Origin of the sequence: Aquabacterium sp. A7-Y (assembly GCF_026153205.1) — a bacterium.
Classification (GTDB): domain Bacteria; phylum Pseudomonadota; class Gammaproteobacteria; order Burkholderiales; family Burkholderiaceae_C; genus Caldimonas.
On record NZ_JAPFBW010000001.1, the window covers coordinates 85,195 to 105,496 of the forward strand.

The window sequence follows — 20,302 nt, forward strand, 5'->3', positions numbered from 1 at the left end:
CCCGCTCCAGGAGATCCCTTCAGATGACAACCGCTTCAGCTCCCCAGATGACCTCGCTGGAAAACCAGACGGCCCTGGTCACCGGCGCAGGCAGTGGCCTGGGCGCCGAGATCGCACGTGCCCTCGCTGCCGCGGGCGCGCGTGTGGTGGTGGCCGACCTCCAGGGCGCCAAGGCCGACAAGATCGCTGGCGAAATCGATGCCGCCGGCCAGCACGCGCTGCCGATCACCCTCGACGTGGCCGATCCCAAGGCCGCCAGCGAAGCGGTCCTGCGCACGGTGGGGCATTTCGGCTCGCTCGACATCCTGATCAACAACGCCGGCACCGACGTCACCAAATCCATCGATGAGCTGAGCTTCGAGGAATGGGATCGTGTCATCGCGACGAATCTGCGCGGCCCCTTCGTGATGAGCAAGGCTGCCGTCGAGGCCCTCCGCCAGGGCGACCGCGGGCGCGGTGGCCAGATCGTCAATGTCGCCTCGACCGCGGCCAAACGTGCCTGGCCCAACGCGAGCGCGTACCACGCCAGCAAGTGGGGCCTGGTGGGCCTCTCGCATGCCTTGCATGCGGAGCTGCGGCCGCAGGGTGTGCGGGTCTCGACCCTGATCGCCGGCGGCATGCGCACCCCCTTCCTGCTGGACCGCTTCGAGGGCATCGACCAGAGCAAGCTGCAGGACCCGGCCAATGTCGCCGTGGCGGTGCGCATGCTGTTGCAGATGCCGCGCGAGTCGGTGATTCCTGAACTGATGGTGCTGCCGCTGCTGGAGACGTCATGGCCCTGATGCAATCCGGGGCCGCCAGCGGCCTCGCCAAGGCGGTTTTCCTGGACAAGGACGGTACCGTCGTCGAGAACGTGCCCTACAACGTCGATCCCGCCCAGCTGCGCTTCACGCCGCACGCCGTCGAAGGACTGCAGATGCTGGCCGACGAAGGCTACCGGCTGATCATGATCACCAACCAGCCGGGCGTCGGCCTGGGCTTGTTCGACATGGCCGCGCTGACCCGCCTGCAGCACGCTTTGGCCGAACGCCTGGCGCAGCACGGTCTGGTGCTGGACGGCTTCTACGCCTGCACCCATGCGCCGGGCTTGGACGCCTCGCGCGCGCCCTGCGAATGCCGCAAGCCGGCGCCCGGCCTGCTGCTGCAGGCGGCGCAGGAGCTGGGCCTGGACCTGGAGCAGTGCTGGATGGTGGGCGACATCCTGGACGACATCGAGGCCGGGCGGCGCGCCGGCTGCCGCACCGTGATGCTGGACGTCGGCAACGAGACGGTGTGGCGCACCTCCGAGCTGCGTGTCCCGCACCATCGAGCCCCCGACCTGGGCGAGGCGGCCCGCCTGATCCTGCGGTCCTCGCCGGCGGGTTGGCCGGCAGCAGTGAACCGGGACCTCGCGCATGCCACCCCCGCGAGGCTCTGAGGAGTCGGTGCGCGAGCGCTGGGGCCGCGTGCGGCGGCTGCTCGCGGTGCGGCTGGACAACCTCGGCGACGTCCTGATGACGACGCCGGCGCTGGCGGCTGTCCGGCGCAGCCTGCCCGGGGTCCACCTGAGCCTGCTGTGCTCGCGCTCGGGCGCCGCCGCGCGGCCCCACCTGGCCGACGTGGACGACGCCATCGTCTACGACGCGCCCTGGTCCAAGGGCAGCGCGCCGCGCGATCCGGCCGCCGACCGGCGGCTGCTGCAGCAGCTGGAGCAGCGCGGCTTCGACGCGGCGGTGATCTTCACCGTGTACACCCAGAGTGCGCTGCCGGCGGCGCTGATGTGCCGTCTCGCCGGTATCCCGCTGCGGCTGGCGCACAGCCGCGAGAACCCGTATGAGCTGCTGAGCGACTGGGTGCCGGATCCCGAGCCGGCACAAGGCATCCGCCACGAGGTCGAGCGGCAGCTCGCACTGGTCGCCGCGGTCGGGCTGCACTGCGACGACGACCGCCTGCGTTTCGCCTGTCGGGAGGCCGATGCCCAGGCCTTGTCGGCCCGTCTGGCCGCCGCGGGCATCGGGCCGCAGGAGCCGCTGCTGGTGGTGCACCCGGGTGCGACCGCCGCCTCGCGACGTTACCCGGCCGCGCATTTCGGCCTCGCGGCCGAGCGCGTGGCGCGCGACAGCGGCTTGCGTGTCGTGTTCACCGGCGGCGCGGACGAGGCCGGCCTCGTCGCCGAGGCGCGCTCCGTGATGCAGCAGCCCTCGCTGTCGCTGGCCGGCCTGCTGTCGCTGGGCGAGTTCGCGGCGCTGCTGCGGCGCGCCCGGGTGCTGCTGTCGAACAACAGCGGGCCGGTGCACATCGCCGCCGCCCTCGGCACGCCGGTGGTGGACCTGTACGCGCTGACCAACCCGCAGCACACGCCCTGGCGGGTGCCGGCGCGGGTGCTGAACCACGACGTGCCCTGCCGCAACTGCCTCAAGAGCGTCTGCCCGCAAGGCCACAACGATTGCCTGCGCAAGGTCGAGCCGCAGCAGGTCGCCGACGCGACCCTGGAACTGCTTGCCGAGTCCGGTGCCGCGCCCGCCCTGGCCCCCCTCTCTTCACCACCCATCGCCTACGCATGATCACACTCGGCATCAACGCAGCCTTCCACGACAGCTCCGCGGCCCTGGTGGTCGACGGTGTCCTCGTCGCCGCGGCGGAGGAGGAGCGTTTCACCCGCATCAAGCACGGCAAGCGGCCGCTGCCCTTCTCGGCCTGGGAGTTGCCTTTCCACGCGATCGACTACTGCCTGGCACAGGCTGGCCTCACGCTGGCAGAGGTGGACCACGTGGCCTACAGCTACGACCCGCAGCGTTTCATCCGGGAGCGTGTCCAGGGCGATACGGTGAGCTTGCCGATGCAGCCGTCGGCCCACGCGCCGGGAGCGTGGGAGAGCGTCTGGGACCCGCTGTTCGCCAGCTACATCGTCAATGCACCGCGCCAGCTGGCCTCCGGCGCACCGCACCACCTCAAGGCGCGCTTCGCCGGCGTGCGGCACGACGGGCCCTACCGCTGGCATTTCGTCGATCACCACCTCTCGCACCAGGCCAGCGCCTTCCTGGCCGCGCCCTACGAGCGCTGTGCCGTGATGACGCTGGACGGCCGGGGCGAGGAGGCCACCACCACCTACGGGCGTTATGCCGACGGGCGCTACGAGCCGCTCGGCGAGGTGACCATGCCGCATTCGCTGGGCATGCTGTACGAGCGCATCACCAGCCACCTGGGCTTCCTGCATTCGAGCGACGAATACAAGGTGATGGCGCTGGCCGCCCTGGGGCAGCCGCGCTATCTCGACACCTTCCGCGACCTGGTGCGGGTGCGGGAGAACGGCCGCTACGAGATCGCCCGTTTCGAGCCGGCCGCGCTGTTCGGTCCGGCGCGCGAGCGCGGCGCCCCGATGGAGCAGCGCCACTTCGACATCACCGCGTCGTTGCAGGCGGTGCTGGAGGACAGCGTGCTGGAACTGGCGCGCTGGCTGCGCCAGGCGAGCGGCGAACGCCAGCTCGCGATGGCCGGCGGCGTGGCGCTGAACTGCGTGATGAACGCGCGTGTACGCGACGCCGGCATCTTCGACGAGGTGTGGGTGCAGCCGGCCGCGGGCGACGCCGGCACCGCCCTGGGCGCGGCGTTGTGGATCGACGCGCATGAGCGCGCCGGCGGGAGCGCGGCGCTGGCGCCGCGGACCTGGAAGATGGAGCATGCCTACTGGGGCCCGGCCTACGACGACGCGGCCGTCGAGCAACTGCTGCGTTGGGCCAAGCTGCCCTACCGCCGCCTCGACGACGTCGCCGGCGAGACCGCCCGGCTGCTGGCAGAAAATCGCGTCATCGGGTGGTTCCAGGGCCGCATGGAGTTCGGGCCGCGGGCGCTCGGCGCGCGTTCCATCCTGGCCTCGCCGATCGATCCCGGCATGCAGGCGCGCCTGAACGAGCTGAAGGACCGCGAGGACTTCCGCCCGGTGGCGCCGGTGGTGCCTGAGGACGACCTGCCCGACTGGTTCACCCCCGCCGCGGCCAACGGCGGTTCGGCGCCCTTCATGCTGTTCATCTACGACGTGCTGCCCGGGCAGGCAGCCAGGATCCCTGCGGTCTGCCATGCCGACCACACCGCGCGGGTGCAGACGGTGCGGCGCGACACCAACCCGCCCTACTACGATCTCCTGAAGGCCTTTGCGACATTGACCGGCGTGCCGGTACTCGTCAACACTTCCTTCAATGTGCGCGGCGAGCCGGTCGTGTGCACGCCGCGCGATGCCATCAACGCGTTCTACAGCACCCCGCTGGACGCCTTGGTGATCGGGTCCTTCCTTTTGGAGAAAAACGCATGACGCTTCGTGTGTCGGTGGTCATCCCCACCTACAAACGACCGCAACTTCTGCTGCGCTGCCTCGAAGCCCTGGTGGACCAGAGCTTCGAGCCCACCGCCTACGAGGTCATCGTCGTCGACGACGGCCAGACCGACGACACCGAGGCCGCGGTGGCGCAGATCGCCGAGCTGACGCGCGGCTCGCCCGAGATCCGCTACCTGCGCCCCGAGGGCACCCGCGGCCCGGCCGCGGCGCGCAACCGAGGATGGCGCGCCGCCGAATCGCCGGTGATTGCCTTCACCGATGACGACACCATCCCCGATCGCGACTGGCTGCGCTACGGCATGCTGGCGATGACCATGGACCGCGCGGCGGCCTGGGGCCGGGTGGTGGTGCCGATCTCGGACCACCCTACCGATCACGAGAAAAACACCCGCGGGCTGGAGGACGCCGAGTTCGTCACCGCCAACGCCTTCGTCCGGCGCGACGCGCTGGAGGCGGTGGGCGGATTCGACGAGCGCTTCAAGCGCGCCTGGCGTGAGGACGCCGACCTCTACTTCTCGCTGCTGCAGCGTTTCGGCACCGTGGACCCGGTGCCGGCGGCGCTGGTCATCCACCCGGTACGGCCGGCCCGTTGGGGCATCAGCCTGTCGCAGCAGGCCAATATGTTCTTCGACGCGCTGCTCTACAAAAAACACCCGCGCCACTACCGCGAACTGATCCGGCGTTTGCCGCCCTGGCGTTACTACCTGATCGTGAGCTGCGCAATCGGTGCGCTGATCGCCGGGCTGGGCGGCTCGCCGGTGCTGGCCATGCTGCTGGCGATGGTGGCCTTGGGTTTCATCGGCGCCTTCGCCTGGCAACGCCTGCGCCACACCTCGCACGAGCCGCGCCACGTCGCAGAGATGGTGGTCACCTCGGTGGCGATCCCCTTCCTGTCGGTGTTCTGGCGCATCGCCGGTGCCGTGCGCTTTCGCGTGCCCTTCATCTGAGGTTCGCCGTCCATGCCCCTTGCCACCGCCGCTGTCCCCGGCCCGCTCGCTCCGTTGGCGCCGCCGCTGCCACGCTTTGCCCAGATCGAGCCGACCGGCAGCTGCAACCTGGCCTGCCGCATGTGCACCGTCACGCACCGGCCCGACGCCGGCGGCATGCTGAGCCTGGCGCAGTTCGAGCGGCTGCTGGAGCAGTTGCCCCAGCTCGAGGAGCTGCACCTGCAAGGCCTCGGCGAGCCCATGCTCAATCCGGCGTTTTTCGACATGGTGGAGCTGGCGGTGGCCAGGGGCATCCGCGTGACGGCCAACACCAACCTGACCCTGCTGACGCCCGAGCGGGCTGCACGCTGCGTCAGCAGCGGCCTGCACACGCTGTCGGTTTCGATCGACGCGGCGCGCCGTGAGCTCTACGAGGCGATCCGGGTCAAGGCCTCCTTCCACAAGGTGGTGCGCAACCTGGAACGCCTGTCGCAGGCCCGTCGTGAAGCCGCCGGGTCACGGCTGCAAGTGCGCCTGGTGATGGTGCTGATGCGCCAGAACCTTGACGAACTGGCCTCGGTGCTGCGGCTGGCGCAGCGCGTCGGCGTGCGAGACGTGCTGGTGCAACGGCTCTCCAGCGACCTGGAGCAGCCCGACCTGCCGGAGCGCTACATCCCGATCCGGGACTATGTCGAGCAGGCCGAGCTCGTCGCTTCCGACCGGCCGCATGCCATCCAGGTTTTTGCGCATGCCTCGCGGCTGGCCGCTGCGCTGGGCGTCACGCTGCACCTGCCGCGCTTGTCCGCCAAACCCGGGGCGCGCGGCTGCAGCTGGCCCTGGGATCAGCTCTACCTGACCGCGCGCGGCGACATGCTGCCCTGCTGCATGGTCGCCACCCCCGACCGCGCCAGCTTCGGCAATGTGCTGGAGGAGGGCCTGACGGCGCGCTGGCACGGCGAGGCGGCGCAGCGCTTTCGCGCCGAGCTGCAGAGCGAGCAGCCGCCTCCGGTGTGCCGGCACTGCGCGCTGTACCACGGCGCATTCTGAGGTCGAGCGCGATGGACAGGGCGCACACCTCGGTCTCGCGCAGCCTGCCGGTGCCCGGGCCGACGCAGCCCGTGCTGCCGGCCGCCGGCGTGCGGCGCATCCTGGTGTTCCGGGCCCTGATGTTGGGCGACCTGCTGTGCGCGGTGCCGGCGCTGCGCGCGCTCAAGGCCGCCTACCCGGAGGCAAAGCTGACCCTGGTGAGCCTGCCCTGGGCGCGCAGCCTGGCCGAGCGGCTGCCGCAGGTGGACGACTTCATCGCCTTCCCCGGCCACCCGGCGCTGCCCGAGCTCCCCGCCGACATGGCGGCCTGGCCGGACTTCCTGGAGCAGGTGCAGGCCTGCCGCGCCGACCTCGCGGTGCAGCTGCACGGCAGCGGCGGCATCGCGAACACGCTGGTGGCCTGCTTCGGCGCCCGCCGCATGGCCGGCTTCTGGCAGCCCGGCGCCTGGTGCCCCGACGAGCAGCTGTTCACACCCTGGCCCGAGGGCGGCCACGAGATCGAGCGCCTGCTGGCGGTGGTCGAGCGGCTGGGGCTGCCGCGCCGCGGCGAGCAGCTGGAGTTTCCGCTGCGCGATGAGGACCGCGCCGGCCTGCGGCGCGTCTGGCCGGAAGCGCCGCAGGGCGCTTATGTCTGTGTCCACCCCGGCGCGCAGCTGCGCTCGCGGCGCTGGCCGGTGCTGCGTTTTGCCGCGGTTGCCGATGCGCTGGCCGCCCAGGGGCTGCATATCGTGATCACCGGCACCGCTTCCGAGGCGCCGCTCGCGGCCCAGCTGCAAGCGGCGATGCAGGCGCCCGCGACCAACCTGGTTGGCCGCACCAGCCTGTGGGAGCTCGGTGCACTGATCGAGGGAGCGCGGCTGGTGCTCAGCAACGACACCGGCATCTCGCACGTCGCCGTGGCCTTGGGCTCGCCCAGCGTGGTGGTCAGCTCCGGCGGGGAGGTGCAGCGCTGGCAGCGCATGGACGCGCAGTTGCACCGGGTGTTGTGGGGCGACGTCGCCTGCCGCCCCTGCAGCCATGAACTCTGCCCGAGTGCGCACGAATGCGCGCTCGCCATCACCCCGGAGGCGGTCATCGCCGCTGCCCGGCACACCTTGTCCTCAGGAGCAAACGCCCATGTCCCGCAGTAAGCGGCTCAGGATCCTCACTTGGCACGTGCACGGCAACTATCTCTGGTACCTCACCCAGGTGCCGCACGACTTCTACCTGGTCACCGACGCGACACGCTCCCCGCACCACACCGGCCGCAGTGGCACGCTGCCATGGGGCGACAACGTCTTCGAGGCACCGGCGGAGCAGATCCGCGACCTGCAGTTCGACGTGGTGCTGTTCCAGTCGCGTGATGCCTGGGACGTCGGCCAGCACCAGCTGCTGAGCCCGGCGCAGCAGCGCCTGCCGCGCATCTACCTGGAGCACGACCCGCCCCAGGAGCACCCGACCAACACCCGGCACTGGGTGCAGGACCGGGAGGTGATGCTGGTTCACTGCACGCCCTTCAACGCGCTGATGTGGGACAGCGGCGTGACGCCGACCCGGGTGGTCGAGCACGGCGTGAAGCTGATGAGACCGGCGCGCTACAGCGGCGAGAAGGCCGAAGGCATCGTGGTGGTCAACAACCTGCAGCGGCGTGGCCGCCGCCTCGGGCTGGACGTCTACCGCCACGTGCGGCAGGCGGTGCCGCTAAGCCTGGTGGGCATGGGCGCCTCCGAGTTGCAGGACATCGGCGGGCTCGGCGAGGTCGAGAACCACCGGCTTGCCGAGGTGATGGCGCAGTACCGCTTTTTCTTCAATCCGATCCGCTACACCAGCCTGGGCCTGTCCATCATCGAGGCGATGATGGTGGGCCTGCCCATCGTCGGGCTGGCCACCACCGAGCTGGTCAGCGTGATCCGCAACGGTGAAAACGGCTATATCGACACACGTCCGCAGCGGCTCGTCGAGGCGATGCAGCGCCTGCTGGCCGATCCGCTGGAAGCGCGCGAGTGGGGCGCTGCAGCGCGCGAGACCGCGCTGCAGCGTTTCGGCATCGAGCGTTTCGTCGACGACTGGCTGGATGTGTTCCGGAGCGTCGCCGGCTGAAGCCCGAGGGCGGGGCTCAGGGGTAGAGCCCGCGTTCCTGGCGCGCCATCAGGATGCGCTCGCAGGCGACCGCGAAGGTCGCGGTACGCAGGGAGATGCGATGGCGCTCGGCGGTGTCCCAGATCTTCTTCAGGGCGTCGACCATGATTTTGTCGAGCCGCACGTTGATCTCGTCCTCGCTCCAGAAGAAGCTGGAGAAGTCCTGCACCCATTCGAAGTAGCTGACCGTCACGCCGCCGGCATTGCAGATCACGTCCGGCACCACCAGGACGCCGCGCTCCTGCAGCACGTCGTCGGCCGCGCGCAGGGTCGGGCCGTTGGCGCCTTCGAGCACCAGCTTGGCCTTGGTGCGGTTGGCGCGGTCGGCGGTGAGCTGGCCTTCCAGCGCCGCCGGGATGAGGATGTCGCAGTCGACGTCCCAGAAGGACTCGTTGTCGACGCGCTCGGCCTGGCTGTAGCCGCCCACGCCGCCGTCGGTGTGCAGGGTGTGCATCAGCGTGGCCATGTCCATGCCCTTGGCGTTGACGATGCTGCCGGTGTGGTCCTGCACCGCGACCAGCTTGGCTCCGGCCCCGACGAACAGCTCGGCCGCCGCGCTGCCCACGTTGCCGAAACCTTGCACCGCGACACGCGCGCCGTCGAGATTGAGGCCGATGCGGCGGGCCGCTTCGCGCCCGGTCACGAACACGCCCCGGCCGGTCGCCTTGACACGGCCCAGCGAGCCGCCCAGGTGGATGGGCTTGCCGGTGACGACACCGGTCGCCGTGGCGCCGACGTTCATCGAGTAGGTGTCCATCATCCACGCCATGATCTGGGCGTTGGTGTTGACGTCGGGGGCGGGAATGTCCTGCTGCGGGCCGATGATGAGGCCGATCTCGCTGGTGTAGCGGCGCGTCAGCTTCTCGACTTCCTTCAGCGACAGCTGCTTGGGATCGACCCGGATGCCGCCCTTGGCACCGCCGTAGGGCAGGTTCACCGCGGCGTTCTTCACCGTCATCCACGCCGACAGCGCCATCACCTCTTCCAGCGTGACGTCGGGGTGGTAGCGCACGCCGCCCTTGCCGGGACCGCGCGAGAGGTTGTGCTGGACGCGGAACCCTTCGAAGTGCCGCACCGTGCCGTCGTCCATCTCGATGGGGATGTCCACGACCAGCGCACGCTTGGGCCGCTTCAGCGTCTCGGCCCAGCGTGCCAGCGGCCCGAGATAGGGGATGACCCGGTCGACCTGCGAGAGGTAGGTGCCCCAGGGGCTGTCGGTGGAGGGCGTCACGTAAGACAAGGAGCTCACGCCATTTCCTTTCGATGAAAAGCTTCTTTCGGTTGGCCCGGCCTCGTGGGCCGTGCGCGTACCGAGACTGTAGGCTGGGCCGACCCCTTAAAGCCGACGGGGTCATGCAACTTATGCATGACCCCGTGGCATAGCGCTTCATGTCTGGTGCACCGCACCAAATGGCCGGTGTGCTAAGGCTGCTTCGCGCCGCAGAGCGCGAGGAACAGCATCAGCCTTTGCTCCGCGGCGGGCAGCCGGGTGGGGACCCGGATACGCCGGCAGGGGCGGCAGGTCTCGGCCAGCGTGCCGGCGACAAAACACTCCAGCACCCGAGGGTGCACATAGGACTTGCGGCACACGGCGACCGTGTTGCCAAGGCGCGAGGAGACGGCAGTCAGCGCCTCCTTGATGAGGCGGCGCGCCTCGGCCTTCGTCGAAGCGGCCAGGGGCAGCAGCCACTGCAGCGCCTGGGTCGAAGCGTGCCAGGTGCGGAAGTCCTTGGCGGTGAAGTCGGAGCCAGCGATCTCGCGCAGGTAGTCGTTGACGTCGCTGGAGCCGATGCTGCGCACCTCGCCGTCCTCGTCGAGGTACTGGAACAGCTCCTGCCCCGGCAAGTCCTGACAGCGTCGCACCACGCGCGCGATGCGGCGGTCGCTGACGCTGACCTCGTGCAGCACGCCGCTCTTGCCCTTGAACTTCAGCTTGAGCGTGTCGCCCTGCACGTCGGCATGCCGGTCGCGCAGGGTCGTGAGGCCGTAGGAGCCGTTGGTGCGCGCGTACTCGTCGTTGCCGATACGCAGGTAGGTGGTGTCGAGCAGGTGGACGAGGGTGGCGAGCACCTTCTCGCGTGACAGGCCGGGCAGCGCCAGGTCGCGCTGCACCCTGGCCCGCAGGCGCGGCAGCGCGGCGCCGAAGGCCGCCATGCGGTCGAACTTGTCGGCGTCGCGCTGCGCGTGCCAGCTCGGGTGATAGCGGTACTGCTTGCGTCCGCGGGCGTCGCGCCCGGTGGCCTGCAGGTGCCCCTCGGGCAGCGGGCAGATCCAGACGTCGGTATAGGCGGGTGGGATGGCGAGCTGACGAATGCGCTGCAGCTCGGCCTTGTCGCGCACCGGCCGGCCCTCCGCATCCAGGTAGGCGAAGCCCTTGCCGCGCCGCACACGGGTCAGGCCCGGCAGCGTGTCGGTCACGTACTCGAGCTTGACCGGCTCGGGCTGGAGCGCCTTCGCCAGCGCCGCACCGACGGCCTTGGCCGCCCGGCGCCTCGACGGGGTTTTGTCTCCGGCGGGCAGGGCCGCAGTCACGACTCCCATGGCCTGGCTCCTCAGCCCCCCGAGGCGCGCGGTAGTTTCTGCGCCGCGGCGAGGTGCTCGCGCAAGGCCGGCAGCATCTTGGCGGCGTAGGCCTTCACCTCGGCGTCTTTTGCCCCAGCGGCGGTCTTCTCGAACAGCCCGATGTCAGTCTTGTGGTTGTCGATGCCCACCGTCTGCACGAAGCCGCGGTCGAACTCGGTCCCCTTGGCCTTCAGCAACTGGTCGAGTGCAGGACGGCGGCCGGCCGGCACCTCCGACGCCAGCGCGACCTTCTTTCTGGCGGCCAGCGCGCGCAACTCGTCGAGCGCTGCCGTGTGGTCCTTCAACAAGGTCGCGGCATACCGCTTGACCTCCGCGCTGCCTGCGCGTTCGCCGGCGGCTCGCGCTGCATCGATCTGGTAGAGCGCAGAGCTGGCGGCGGTGGTCATGAAGTTCTGGTCTTCGAGCGCCAGCGCGCTGGGGTCGGTGGTGGCCGGCGAGGGCGCCGGCGTGGCCGTGTCGCTGACACCGCCGGTCAGCAGGTTGTTGCGTGCCGGGTTCGCTCGCGGGGAGTCGGCGCCTGCTCCAGCACCGCTGGCTGCGGGCGCCGCAGTGCTGCGGTCCATCGTTGTGCCGGCCCCCGCATCGGCGCGACGGGTGTCACCCCGCGCGCCGCCCGGAGAGTCGGCCGGCGGTGTGCCTTGCGCGCCGCGTTCCTGGCCGGTGCCGGTGGCCGCATCGGCCGAACCGCCGGTCGGCCCGGTACCGGTCGCTCCCGCCGTGCCGGTGTCCGAGGGACTGCCCGCCGCCCCGGTCGAAGTCGGCCCGGTCGGCGTGGGCACCGGTTGCGGCGCGCTGTCGGCCGGCCCGTCGGCCGTGGTGGACGGGGGGGCTTCCTTTTTCCCGCAGCCGGAAAGCGTCAGCAGGCCTGCGGTCGCCAGCGCGAGAAACAAGGCGTCGAAACGTCGCATGGGGTCTCCTGAAAAAAGTACAGCCTGCGGCAGTTTTGGGATCGGGTTTCGGCATGCAGTCCGAGGCCTCCAGGCCGGTCTGTAAGTGCTTGATGTCGACCCTCCTGCCGGCCTTGCCGGGGCACAGGAGCGGGGCTATCCACCTGCCCTGGCAGGGGCTGCAGGTAGGCGCTCACCCCCTGCCTAGACGGGCCGATCGGACTGGCGCCCCGCGTTCGAGCTGCATTCGTGAACCCGGCTTGTCCCGTCCCGGACCGCGGCCGGCCGGGGGGCCGCCGCGACGGCCGAGCGTGAAGAAAGCGCTCACTCGACCGGTGCGCCTTCGAAACATCGAAAAGTCTGATCGCGCACTCCTTGACTTTCAGGCCCGATCGATTCTCCGGCCCGGGCAGCAGCAAGGTGGCAGGTGGCGTGCCCGAGGTCTGGCAGGCACACCGTTTGCCTTTCGAGTGTGCTTCGGGGGTGCCGAGGGTGTCTGCTGCGTGACGCCCGAAGTGGGTCCGCGCCTTGATGGCGCGCCATTAGCCACACATTGCAAGAGGGAGCCCCATGAACCATCCGCGGCGGGCTGTTGAGCGCTCAGTTACCGAAACCCATATCTGGTTGCCTGCCCAACGGCAGGTGGACTTCGTCTGGGAAGCTTCCATGAACTCACCGAGCAAGCCGCGTGCAAGGCTGCTCGGCGGGGTGAGCGCCCGCTGGGGCGTCCGGCCGGCTGCAGGAGCGTGACATGGGCACCATCCATCTTGCCGACGTGACGATGTTCTGGAGCACCGCCAGCGGGGGCGTGCGCCGCTACCTGCATGCCAAGCGGGCCTGGCTGCAGCGCCACACCGGCTGGCGTCACACGATCGCCGCACCGGTGGTCGACACTGAACGGATGGTCCGCATGCCTGCCGTGCCCTTGCCGTTTTCGCACGGCTACCGCATGCCGTGGCAGCGAACCGCTTGCGCCGACAGGTTGGCCGGTCTCGCGCCCGACCTGATTGAGGCGGGCGATCCCTACCGCCTTGCGTGGTCCACCCTGGATGCGACACGCCGGCTGCAGATCCCCAGCATCGCCTTCTGCCACTCCAACCTCGCCGCCATGGCCGAGCGCGTCGGTGGCCGGCCGGCGGCGGCGCTCGCGCGGGCCTACATGAAGCGGCTGTACCGCCAGTTCGACCTGGTGCTGGCACCGAGCGAAGCCATGCAGGCCCACCTGGTCGACCTCGGGCTGGCCAATGTCGAGCGCCAGGCCCTGGGCGTCGACACGCACGTCTTTCACCCCAAGCGCAGCGACGCCGTCTGGCGCGCTTCCTTGGGGCTGCCGCCCAATGCGCGGGTGCTGGTTTATGCGGGGCGTTTCGCGCCGGAGAAGCACCTCGACCTGCTGTGCGGCGCGGTGGCCCGGCTCGGCCCGCCCTATGTCCTGCTGGCGCTCGGTGCCGGGCCCACTCCGCCCAGCGGGCCGCGTGTGATCGTCAGGCGCTTCGAGCACGACAGCCTGCGCCTGGCACGCGTGCTGGCCAGCGCCGACGCTTTTGTGCATGCCGGCGACCAGGAGACCTTCGGCCTGGCGGTCCTCGAGGCGCTCGCCTGCGGCCTGCCCGTGGTGGCGCGCAAGGCGGAAGGGCTGGCGGAACTGGTCGACGAGCAGGTGGGCATCGGTGTCGACCGTCCGCATGCCGACGATTTCGCGCAGGCGATCGAAGCCTGTTTCTCCCGCGACCGCCAGGTCCTGGCTCGCGCGGCACGCGCCAGGGCCGAGTCCTACGACTGGTCGAGCGTGATGCCCTCCCTGATGGCCCGCTACCACCGCCTGCTCACGCGGCGTGCGGCGGCGGTGCCCAGCTTGTCGCTCTCATCCCAAACGGAGGCTTGATGGAACCGAGTCTTTGTGTCGTGCTCCACGACGTCGCGCCCAGTACCTGGGCAGCGTGTCAACGGGTGATCGACGCCGTGGGCGAAGTCGCGCCCGTTCCCTTGACCCTGCTGGCCGTGCCGCGCTACCACGGAGCGCCGCGCACCCCCGAATTCGAAGAGACCCTGACGCAGCGCCATGAATGCGGCGACGAACTCGCCCTGCACGGCTACACGCACCAGGACGATGGCACGCCGGCCGGTCCGATCGACCGGCTGCGGCGCCAGTGGTACACCGCCGGCGAAGGCGAATTCGCCGACCTGAGCCGCGAGGCGGCGACCCAGCGCCTGGTCGCCGGGCTGCGCTGGTTCCAGGCCAATCGCTGGCCGCTCTACGGCTTCGTGGCGCCGGCCTGGCTGCTCAGTCCCGGCACCTGGGAGGCCTTGTCGGTCATCCCGCTGAGCTACACCAGCACGCTGCGGAAGATCTACACGCTGCCGCAGCGCCAGTCCATCAACAGCCCCAGCGTCGTCTACTCGACGCGCGCGGGCTGGCGGCGGCTGGCCTCGATCTGCTGGAACAACGCGCTCTACCAGGCGGGGCAGGACTCTCAGCTGCTGGTGCGCTTCGAGTTACACCCCCACGACGCCGATCACTTCTGGGTGCGGCGTTCGTGGCAGAAGCTGCTGGCCTGGCATCTGCAGTACCGCCGCGCGATGACGGTGGCCGAGTTCGTGCGGCAGTGGCAGGACAGCGCCTGCGCCAACACCCTGCCGGCGACCTACTGGCATCCTGTCGAGGAGGCGGCGCTCGCGCCGCCGCTGGTGGCCCCGGCGCTCGCCGCTCAGAACAGCCTCAGCACGCCGGCCGCCATCAACGCGCCGATCACCGCGCCGGCCAGGACATCGCTGGGGTAGTGCAGGCCCAGCACCACGCGCGAAAGCGCGATCAGCAGGGTGAAGGGCACCAGCACCACTGCCAGCAGCGGGTAGTACTGCAGCAGCACCACCGAGAAGGCCACCGCGTGCAGCGTGTGGCCCGACGGGAAACTGAACTGATCGAGCGCCCGGGTGCAGGCGCGGATGTCGGCGCAGGCGACGAACGGCCGGGGCCGGCCGGCCCAGCGCTTGAGCAGCAGATAGAGCGTGAGGTTGAGCAGTCCCAGCGCCATCATGCGCAGCGAGCAGGCCCAGCCGCGCGAGCCGCCCAGCAGCGGCAGCAAGGCCATCCCTGCATACCAGAGCACCCCGTTGCCGAGCCGGCTCACGAGCGCCAGCAGCAGCACCAGCGAGCGGTGGTTCGCGGCGCGGTGCAGGCGGCGGGTCCACAACAGGTCATGCTGAGCCCACAGCGCGCAGCGCTGCCGCAGTCCGCTCGCCTCAAGCCGGGCAAGCGGCCCGTGGGTGCGTGGCTTCCATTGCATGCGCGGCGTCCAGCAGGTGGGCTTCGAAACGTGTCAAGACCGAGCGCCACGTCGCCTCCAGCGCGGTGCGTCGGGCCGCTTCGCGCATCCAGCGCAACTGCGGCAGCTGGGCGGCCAGCGAGCAGGCGGCGGTGACGAAGCTGGCCTCGTGGCCAGGCCGCACGAGCAGCCCGCTTTCGCCGTCCTCGAGGTGCTCGCCGGCCGCTCCGCAGTCGTAGGAAACGACCGCCAGACCCGAAGCCATGGCCTCCAGCACCACATTTCCGAAGGTGTCGCTGAGACTGGGGAACAGGAAGATGTCGGACGACGCGTAGTGCTCGGCCAACTCGGCGCCCCGCAGCGGGCCGACGAAGCGGGCCGCCGGAAAGGCGTTCTCCCAGCGCCTGCGCATCGGACCGTCGCCGACCACCACCATCTGTGCGTGGGGCTGGCGCGCCCGGATTGCCTCGAAGGCCTGCAGCGCCAGCGGAACATTCTTCTCGGCGGCCAGCCGACCGACATAAAGCACCACCGGCGTGGTCCGCCCCGCGCCCCACTGCCGACGCAGGGCCTGGCTGCGCTGCTCGGGCGAGAAGCGCTCGGTGTCGACGCCTCGGCCCACCACGGCGAGCCGCTCGAAACCTTGGCGGGCCAGGCCGCGGCGTACCGCATAAGTCGGCACGAAGGTGCGGTGTGCGCCATTGTGCAGGCGGCGCAGGTAGCCGCACACGAGGCTCTCGCACCAGCCCAGTCCGTAATAGTGACTGTATTGATGGAAATTAGTGCGGAAGTCGCTGGTGACGGCCAGACGCAGGGAGCGCGCTGCACGGACCGCTGCCCAACCCAGCGGGCCCGGCGTCGCGACATGCACCAGCTGCGGCCGGCTGCGCTCCCAGCGCTGCTTCAGCGTGCGGCCAAGGGCCAGGCCGAAGCGCAGATCCCGGTACATCGGGATCGGCAGGCCGGCGGTGCGCCACTCCTCACGGTCGTCGCGCGGGGCCTCGTGGGGCTGGCGCGGCCGCACCAGTTCGACCTCGTGCGATGCGTCCCGCAGGTGGCCGACGCTGCGTTCGACGGTGAGAGCCACCCCGTTGAGTTCCGGCGGATAGGTTTCGGTGATGTAGGCGATGCGCACGGTGGACCCCTGGGAAAGACGCCCGAGGTGTTAGGCAAGCGATGTGCCCGTCCTGTCGCCAGGCAGCAGGAGCTCCAGACCCGAAGTGAGGCAAAACATTGCGACAGAGCGATGACAGGCGGGGGCATGAGACCTGCTGCACCGGCCCGGTGGGTTTTCCTCAACGGGGGGCATGCGTGAACCTGGATCTCTGGCTCGCTCGCCTGAGCGCCTACGACATCAGGCTGTTTTCCTTCAGCGGCACCACCTTCACGGCGCTGTCGCTGCTGCAGCTCGCCTTCGCAGTGGTGCTGCTGTTTTTCGCCGCCGGGACGCTCAAGCGCTGGATGGTGGCGCGGGTGCTGGTGCGCTTCCAGATGGACCTCGGCACGCGCCAGGCGATCGGCTCCATCGTGCGCTACCTGGTGCTGATCATCGGCTTCGTGGTCATCCTGCAGACCGCCGGCATCAATCTCACCGCCTTCAACGTCGTCGCCGGTGCTCTCGGTGTCGGGGTGGGTTTCGGGCTCCAGAACGTCTTCAGCAACTTCATCAGCGGGCTGATCATCATGTTCGAGCGGCCGATCAAGGTCGGCGACCGCATCGAGCTGACCAACATCGAGGGTGTGGTCCATGACATCGGCGCCCGCCGCACGACGGTGGTGACCAACGACAACGTGACCATCCTGGTGCCCAACCAGCGTTTCATCATCGACAACGTCGTGAACCTGGTCTACCTCGCCAGCCCGGTGCGCCTGCGGGTGCCGGTCAACGTCGCCGGCGCCAGCGATATCACGCTGGTGCGGCAGCTGCTGCTGGAGGCCGCGGCGGACAACTCCCAGGTGATGGCCGAGCCGCCGCCCTCGGTCTTTCTGCTGTCGCTCGGTGGCGGCGCGATGAGTTTTGAATTGCTGGTGTGGTACCAGCCGCGCGAATGCACGAGGCAACTGCTTACGAGTGAGCTCAACTTCGGGATTGGCGCCAAGCTGCGGGCGCACGGCATCAACAACGCCTGAGCGGCCTGGCGAGAGCCGCCCGGCTCTTCAAATCGCTTGAAGGCGGCATATCGATTGCTGCTGGTGCGTGAGCACGACTACTGCGAAAGCTGTCATGACACCACGCCCCATCCTGGTCGCCGGCGGAGCCGGTTTTCTCGGCAGCCATCTGGTCGACCGCCTGATCCAGGCCGGACAGGAGGTGCTGGTCCTCGACAACTTCTGCACCGGTTCGCCGCGCAACATCGAGCACCTCTCGAGGCACCCGCGTTTCGGTCTCAAGGTCCACGACGTGGTCGAGCCGATCTCGCTCGATGCCGACCGCATCTTCAATTTCGCCTGCCCGGCCAGCCCCGAGCACTACCAGCGCGATCCGGTCCACACCACGCTGTCCAGCGTGGTCGGCGTGCACCACATGCTGGAGCAGGCGCGGCGCTGCGGCGCGCGCATCTTCCAGTCCTCCACCAGCGAGGTGTACGGCGACCCGGAGGTGCATCCGCAGGTCGAGAGCTACTGCGGGCACGTCAACATCCTCGGTCCGCGCGCCTGCTACGACGAAGGCAAGCGCTGCGCCGAGACCCTGTGTTTCAACTACCACCGGCAGTACCGCGTGCCGGTGCGCATCGCCCGCATCTTCAACACCTACGGCCCGCGCATGCAGCCCGGCGACGGCCGTGTGGTGAGCAACTTCATCGTGCAGGCCCTGCGCGGCGAGGACATCACCATCTACGGCCGGGGCGAGCAGACGCGCAGCTTCTGCTATGTCGACGATCTCATCGAAGGCATCCTGCGCCTGATGGACGGCGAGGTCGAAGACCCGCTCAACCTCGGCAATCCTCACGAGAGCACGGTCTTGGAGCTGGCCGAGCTGGTGTTGCGCATGACCGGCAGCCGCTCACGCCTGGTGCACCGGCCGCTGCCCGCCGATGACCCCCGGCGGCGCTGCCCCGACATCGGTCGCGCGAAGACGCTGCTCGACTGGCAGCCGAGCGTCACCTTGGAGGACGGGCTGCGCGAGACCATCGCCTATTTCCGCCACCTGCTCGACACCGGTCGGCCGGTGGTGTCCCTGCCCGCCGCCGCGGGCGCAGAGGACGGCGAGGAGCTGGCGCCCGAATGGCTGGTGGCCGCGCAGGCGGCCTCGCAGCTGGCCGCGCAGCGCCTGGCCTGAAGCGGCGAGCCGGGCAGGGGCTTGCCCCTGGCGCTACTGCAGCGGACCGAGCCGTTGTGTCAGCCAGGCCAGCGTGCGGGCCTGCCAGCCGTCGACGGAGCCCGGCTCCGCACGAAGCTCCCGGCTGCGGCCCAGCTCCTGCAGGAACACCGCCTCGACGGCTTCGCCGAAGCCGTGGTCCAGCACCACCAGCTTGGCGTCGGCGCCCGGTCGCAGCAGCCGGGAGCCGTCGAATGGCCCCGAGCCCACCGTCGCCCAGACGCCGTCGATCAGCGCCAGGGCCAGCGCCGCCCGGGGCAGTTCGGCGCGGCGCTCGAACAGGCGCACGCCGGCGTCCAGCAAGGCCCGTTCACGCCCCTGCAGGGCAGGCCGGTCGGCGCGGGTCGGGCCGGGCAACACCACGCGCACATCCACACCGCGCCGGGCCGCCTCCGCCAGCGCGCGCTGCAGGCGCCGCGAGGGCAAGGGGCCCGAGGCGGCCAACAGGTGGACAGCTTGCTCGGCCGAGTCGATCGCTCGCAACAGCGCGCTGCCATACGGGTGGCGGCGGCGGCCCGCGTCGCCTGCGGCAATGGCGACCTGGTGCTCGCCGGCTGCCGCCAGCGGGGGAAAGTAGCGCGCCTTCTGCACCGCGGCACCTCGGGCGCTGCACCAGTGGTCGAGGAAGAGGCGCTGCAGGGTGGCCACCACCGGCCCTTCCACACGCAGGTGGGTGTCGAGCCAGGCCTCTCCGGCATGGGCTTCGGCGCGGACCAGCGCCGCGGCCTCGCAGCCGCCCGTGATGGCGATGCGGCCGTCGACGATCAGCAGCTTGCGCCGCTCGAGCGACGGCGGCTGGCTGCCGAGGGCCCGCTGCCAGCCGGTGGGCCGGTTGTATTCACACAGCTGGACGTCCGCGCGCCGCAGTGTTTCCAGCCACTCGCAGTCCTGGCCGCGCGCGCCGCAGCCGTCATAAAGAAGGTTGACCCGCACCCCCTCGCGCCGGCGGTCGACCAGCCGGCGCGCGAACTCCTGCGCCACGCCGGGCACTTCCAGGAGGCAGCACTCGATGTTGATGTGATTGCGCGCGGCGGCGATGGCCTGCAACATGGCCCTGCAGGTCGCGGACGCCTCGAGCAGCAGTTCGACCCGGTTGCCAGGGGTGACCGGCTGGTCCAGCGCATTGGCCAGGGTGGTGACGTGCCGAGCCAGGTGCCTCAACTCGCCGCCGTCGGCGCGTGGGCTGTCCGGCGCCGCCTCGGCACGCGGCCGACCTCCGGGCAGGGGTGGCATGGGTCTGAGACGCGGGGGCCGGGCGGGATGCCAGGCACCGGAAGCCATACGGGTGGAAGGCATAAGGGAAGACTGCACAGTCAGCGTTCGAGCTTGTCAGCAAGCGATGTGCCCGACCCTCCGGCACGGGCCTTGCCATCCCGGGCTGGGGAAGGCTGCCGGCGTGCGTGCGGGCGGCTTCCCGTCTTCGTTCAAAAGGAAGGAGCCGAGATGAGACGCCACCTGATGTCAGCGTTTTTCTGGATCGCCGCGGTTTGCGGCGCCCACGCCCAGACGAGTCCCGGCAGCCTGCCCGGCAGCCGGCCGGCTCCGGACACCTTGCCGCCGCCGGTGACCCAGCCGGACGCGGTCCGGCAGGCCGGCGGCAACGAGGCCGAGCGCTCGCAACCCAAGCTGTCGAGCACCGAGCGGGCCGAAACCCAGGCGCCGACCGCCCTCTCGCACTGCACCAGCCGGCCCCGCGAGTCGCGGGCCGACTGCGTGCGCCAGGTGCTGGACCTCGACGAGCGCGCCGAGCGCGACAGCGGCGCGGCGCGGGACGGCGGCAGCGGCATGAACCCGCCCCGCGAGCGCGGGATGTCGCTGCCGCGCTGAGGAGGGACCGGCCGGGT

19 protein-coding genes are annotated in these 20,302 nt (G+C 70.2%); 13 read left to right on the forward strand and 6 right to left on the reverse strand.

Going from position 1 to position 20,302, the window contains the following annotated elements; genetic code table 11:
- Positions 1 to 23: 23 nt before the first annotated feature.
- Genes OOT46_RS00390 through OOT46_RS00425 form a run of 8 tightly spaced genes read left to right on the forward strand, consistent with a single transcriptional unit; the run spans position 24 to position 8,364 of the window.
- A complete protein-coding gene (locus OOT46_RS00390) occupies positions 24 to 782 on the forward strand; it encodes an SDR family oxidoreductase (RefSeq protein ID WP_265401590.1) in 759 nt (252 codons plus the stop codon).
- Positions 773 to 1,417, forward strand: coding sequence for a D-glycero-alpha-D-manno-heptose-1,7-bisphosphate 7-phosphatase (locus OOT46_RS00395; protein ID WP_265401591.1), 645 nt, complete (start codon positions 773 to 775; stop codon positions 1,415 to 1,417). The genes OOT46_RS00390 and OOT46_RS00395 overlap by 10 nt, the downstream gene beginning before the upstream one ends.
- Positions 1,395 to 2,543 (forward strand): glycosyltransferase family 9 protein, encoded by a 1,149-nt coding sequence (locus OOT46_RS00400; RefSeq protein WP_265401592.1) that lies wholly within the window; start codon positions 1,395 to 1,397, stop codon positions 2,541 to 2,543. The genes OOT46_RS00395 and OOT46_RS00400 overlap by 23 nt, the downstream gene beginning before the upstream one ends.
- On the forward strand, positions 2,540 to 4,288 hold the full coding sequence (locus OOT46_RS00405) for a carbamoyltransferase (protein ID WP_265401593.1): 1,749 nt from the start codon (positions 2,540 to 2,542) through the stop codon (positions 4,286 to 4,288). Before OOT46_RS00400 ends, OOT46_RS00405 begins: the two co-directional genes overlap by 4 nt.
- Positions 4,285 to 5,259 (forward strand): glycosyltransferase family 2 protein, encoded by a 975-nt coding sequence (locus tag OOT46_RS00410; protein ID WP_265401594.1) that lies wholly within the window; start codon positions 4,285 to 4,287, stop codon positions 5,257 to 5,259. The genes OOT46_RS00405 and OOT46_RS00410 overlap by 4 nt, the downstream gene beginning before the upstream one ends.
- 12 nt (positions 5,260 to 5,271) lie before the next feature.
- Positions 5,272 to 6,285 (forward strand): radical SAM protein, encoded by a 1,014-nt coding sequence (locus tag OOT46_RS00415; protein ID WP_265401595.1) that lies wholly within the window; start codon positions 5,272 to 5,274, stop codon positions 6,283 to 6,285.
- An 11-nt stretch (positions 6,286 to 6,296) separates the two neighbouring features.
- Complete coding sequence (locus OOT46_RS00420) at positions 6,297 to 7,415, forward strand: glycosyltransferase family 9 protein (RefSeq protein ID WP_265401596.1); 1,119 nt, start codon at positions 6,297 to 6,299, stop codon at positions 7,413 to 7,415.
- On the forward strand, positions 7,402 to 8,364 hold the full coding sequence (locus tag OOT46_RS00425; RefSeq protein WP_265401597.1) for a glycosyltransferase family 4 protein: 963 nt from the start codon (positions 7,402 to 7,404) through the stop codon (positions 8,362 to 8,364). Before OOT46_RS00420 ends, OOT46_RS00425 begins: the two co-directional genes overlap by 14 nt.
- 16 nt (positions 8,365 to 8,380) lie before the next feature.
- Here the strand turns inward: OOT46_RS00425 and OOT46_RS00430 are convergent, their stop codons facing one another.
- From OOT46_RS00430 to OOT46_RS00440, 3 genes are all read right to left on the reverse strand, one after another.
- Complete coding sequence (locus OOT46_RS00430; RefSeq protein ID WP_265401598.1) at positions 8,381 to 9,652, reverse strand: Glu/Leu/Phe/Val family dehydrogenase; 1,272 nt, start codon at positions 9,650 to 9,652, stop codon at positions 8,381 to 8,383.
- Between the two features lie 173 nt (positions 9,653 to 9,825).
- Positions 9,826 to 10,944, reverse strand: a complete 1,119-nt coding sequence (locus OOT46_RS00435; RefSeq protein ID WP_265401599.1) for a DNA topoisomerase IB — start codon at positions 10,942 to 10,944, stop codon at positions 9,826 to 9,828.
- Between the two features lie 11 nt (positions 10,945 to 10,955).
- The gene (locus OOT46_RS00440) at positions 10,956 to 11,894 is read right to left on the reverse strand and encodes a DUF4142 domain-containing protein (protein ID WP_265401600.1); all 939 of its coding nucleotides are present in this window, start codon (positions 11,892 to 11,894) and stop codon (positions 10,956 to 10,958) included.
- A gap of 730 nt (positions 11,895 to 12,624) precedes the next feature.
- On the opposite strand from OOT46_RS00440, the gene OOT46_RS00445 reads away from it, so the two are divergent.
- Together OOT46_RS00445 and OOT46_RS00450 are read left to right on the forward strand one after the other, a co-directional pair.
- Complete coding sequence (locus OOT46_RS00445) at positions 12,625 to 13,758, forward strand: glycosyltransferase (RefSeq protein ID WP_265401601.1); 1,134 nt, start codon at positions 12,625 to 12,627, stop codon at positions 13,756 to 13,758.
- Complete coding sequence (locus tag OOT46_RS00450) at positions 13,758 to 14,654, forward strand: polysaccharide deacetylase family protein (RefSeq protein ID WP_265401602.1); 897 nt, start codon at positions 13,758 to 13,760, stop codon at positions 14,652 to 14,654. The genes OOT46_RS00445 and OOT46_RS00450 overlap by 1 nt, the downstream gene beginning before the upstream one ends.
- Here the strand turns inward: OOT46_RS00450 and OOT46_RS00455 are convergent.
- Both OOT46_RS00455 and OOT46_RS00460 read right to left on the reverse strand, forming a co-directional pair.
- Positions 14,582 to 15,160 (reverse strand): phosphatase PAP2 family protein, encoded by a 579-nt coding sequence (locus OOT46_RS00455; RefSeq protein WP_265401603.1) that lies wholly within the window; start codon positions 15,158 to 15,160, stop codon positions 14,582 to 14,584. The two genes, OOT46_RS00450 and OOT46_RS00455, sit on opposite strands and share 73 nt — an antisense overlap.
- Entirely contained in the window at positions 15,117 to 16,274 is a 1,158-nt protein-coding gene (locus OOT46_RS00460) for a glycosyltransferase family 4 protein (RefSeq protein WP_265401604.1), read from the reverse strand. Before OOT46_RS00460 ends, OOT46_RS00455 begins: the two co-directional genes overlap by 44 nt.
- 176 nt (positions 16,275 to 16,450) lie before the next feature.
- Between OOT46_RS00460 and OOT46_RS00465 the strand changes: the two genes are divergently transcribed.
- Together OOT46_RS00465 and OOT46_RS00470 are read left to right on the forward strand one after the other, a co-directional pair.
- Entirely contained in the window at positions 16,451 to 17,269 is an 819-nt protein-coding gene (locus OOT46_RS00465) for a mechanosensitive ion channel family protein (RefSeq protein ID WP_265401605.1), read from the forward strand.
- Positions 17,270 to 17,363: 94 nt separating this feature from the next.
- Positions 17,364 to 18,419 (forward strand): UDP-glucuronic acid decarboxylase family protein, encoded by a 1,056-nt coding sequence (locus OOT46_RS00470; protein ID WP_265401606.1) that lies wholly within the window; start codon positions 17,364 to 17,366, stop codon positions 18,417 to 18,419.
- A gap of 33 nt (positions 18,420 to 18,452) precedes the next feature.
- Here the strand turns inward: OOT46_RS00470 and OOT46_RS00475 are convergent, their stop codons facing one another.
- Positions 18,453 to 19,691: a phospholipase D-like domain-containing protein gene (locus OOT46_RS00475; protein ID WP_265401607.1), complete on the reverse strand. Its 1,239-nt coding sequence runs from the start codon at positions 19,689 to 19,691 to the stop codon at positions 18,453 to 18,455.
- Positions 19,692 to 19,901: 210 nt separating this feature from the next.
- On the opposite strand from OOT46_RS00475, the gene OOT46_RS00480 reads away from it, so the two are divergent.
- Positions 19,902 to 20,285 carry a hypothetical protein gene (locus tag OOT46_RS00480; protein WP_265401608.1) on the forward strand — a complete coding sequence of 128 codons (384 nt, stop codon included), beginning with the start codon at positions 19,902 to 19,904 and terminating at the stop codon, positions 20,283 to 20,285.
- The last annotated feature ends 17 nt before the right edge of the window (positions 20,286 to 20,302 follow it).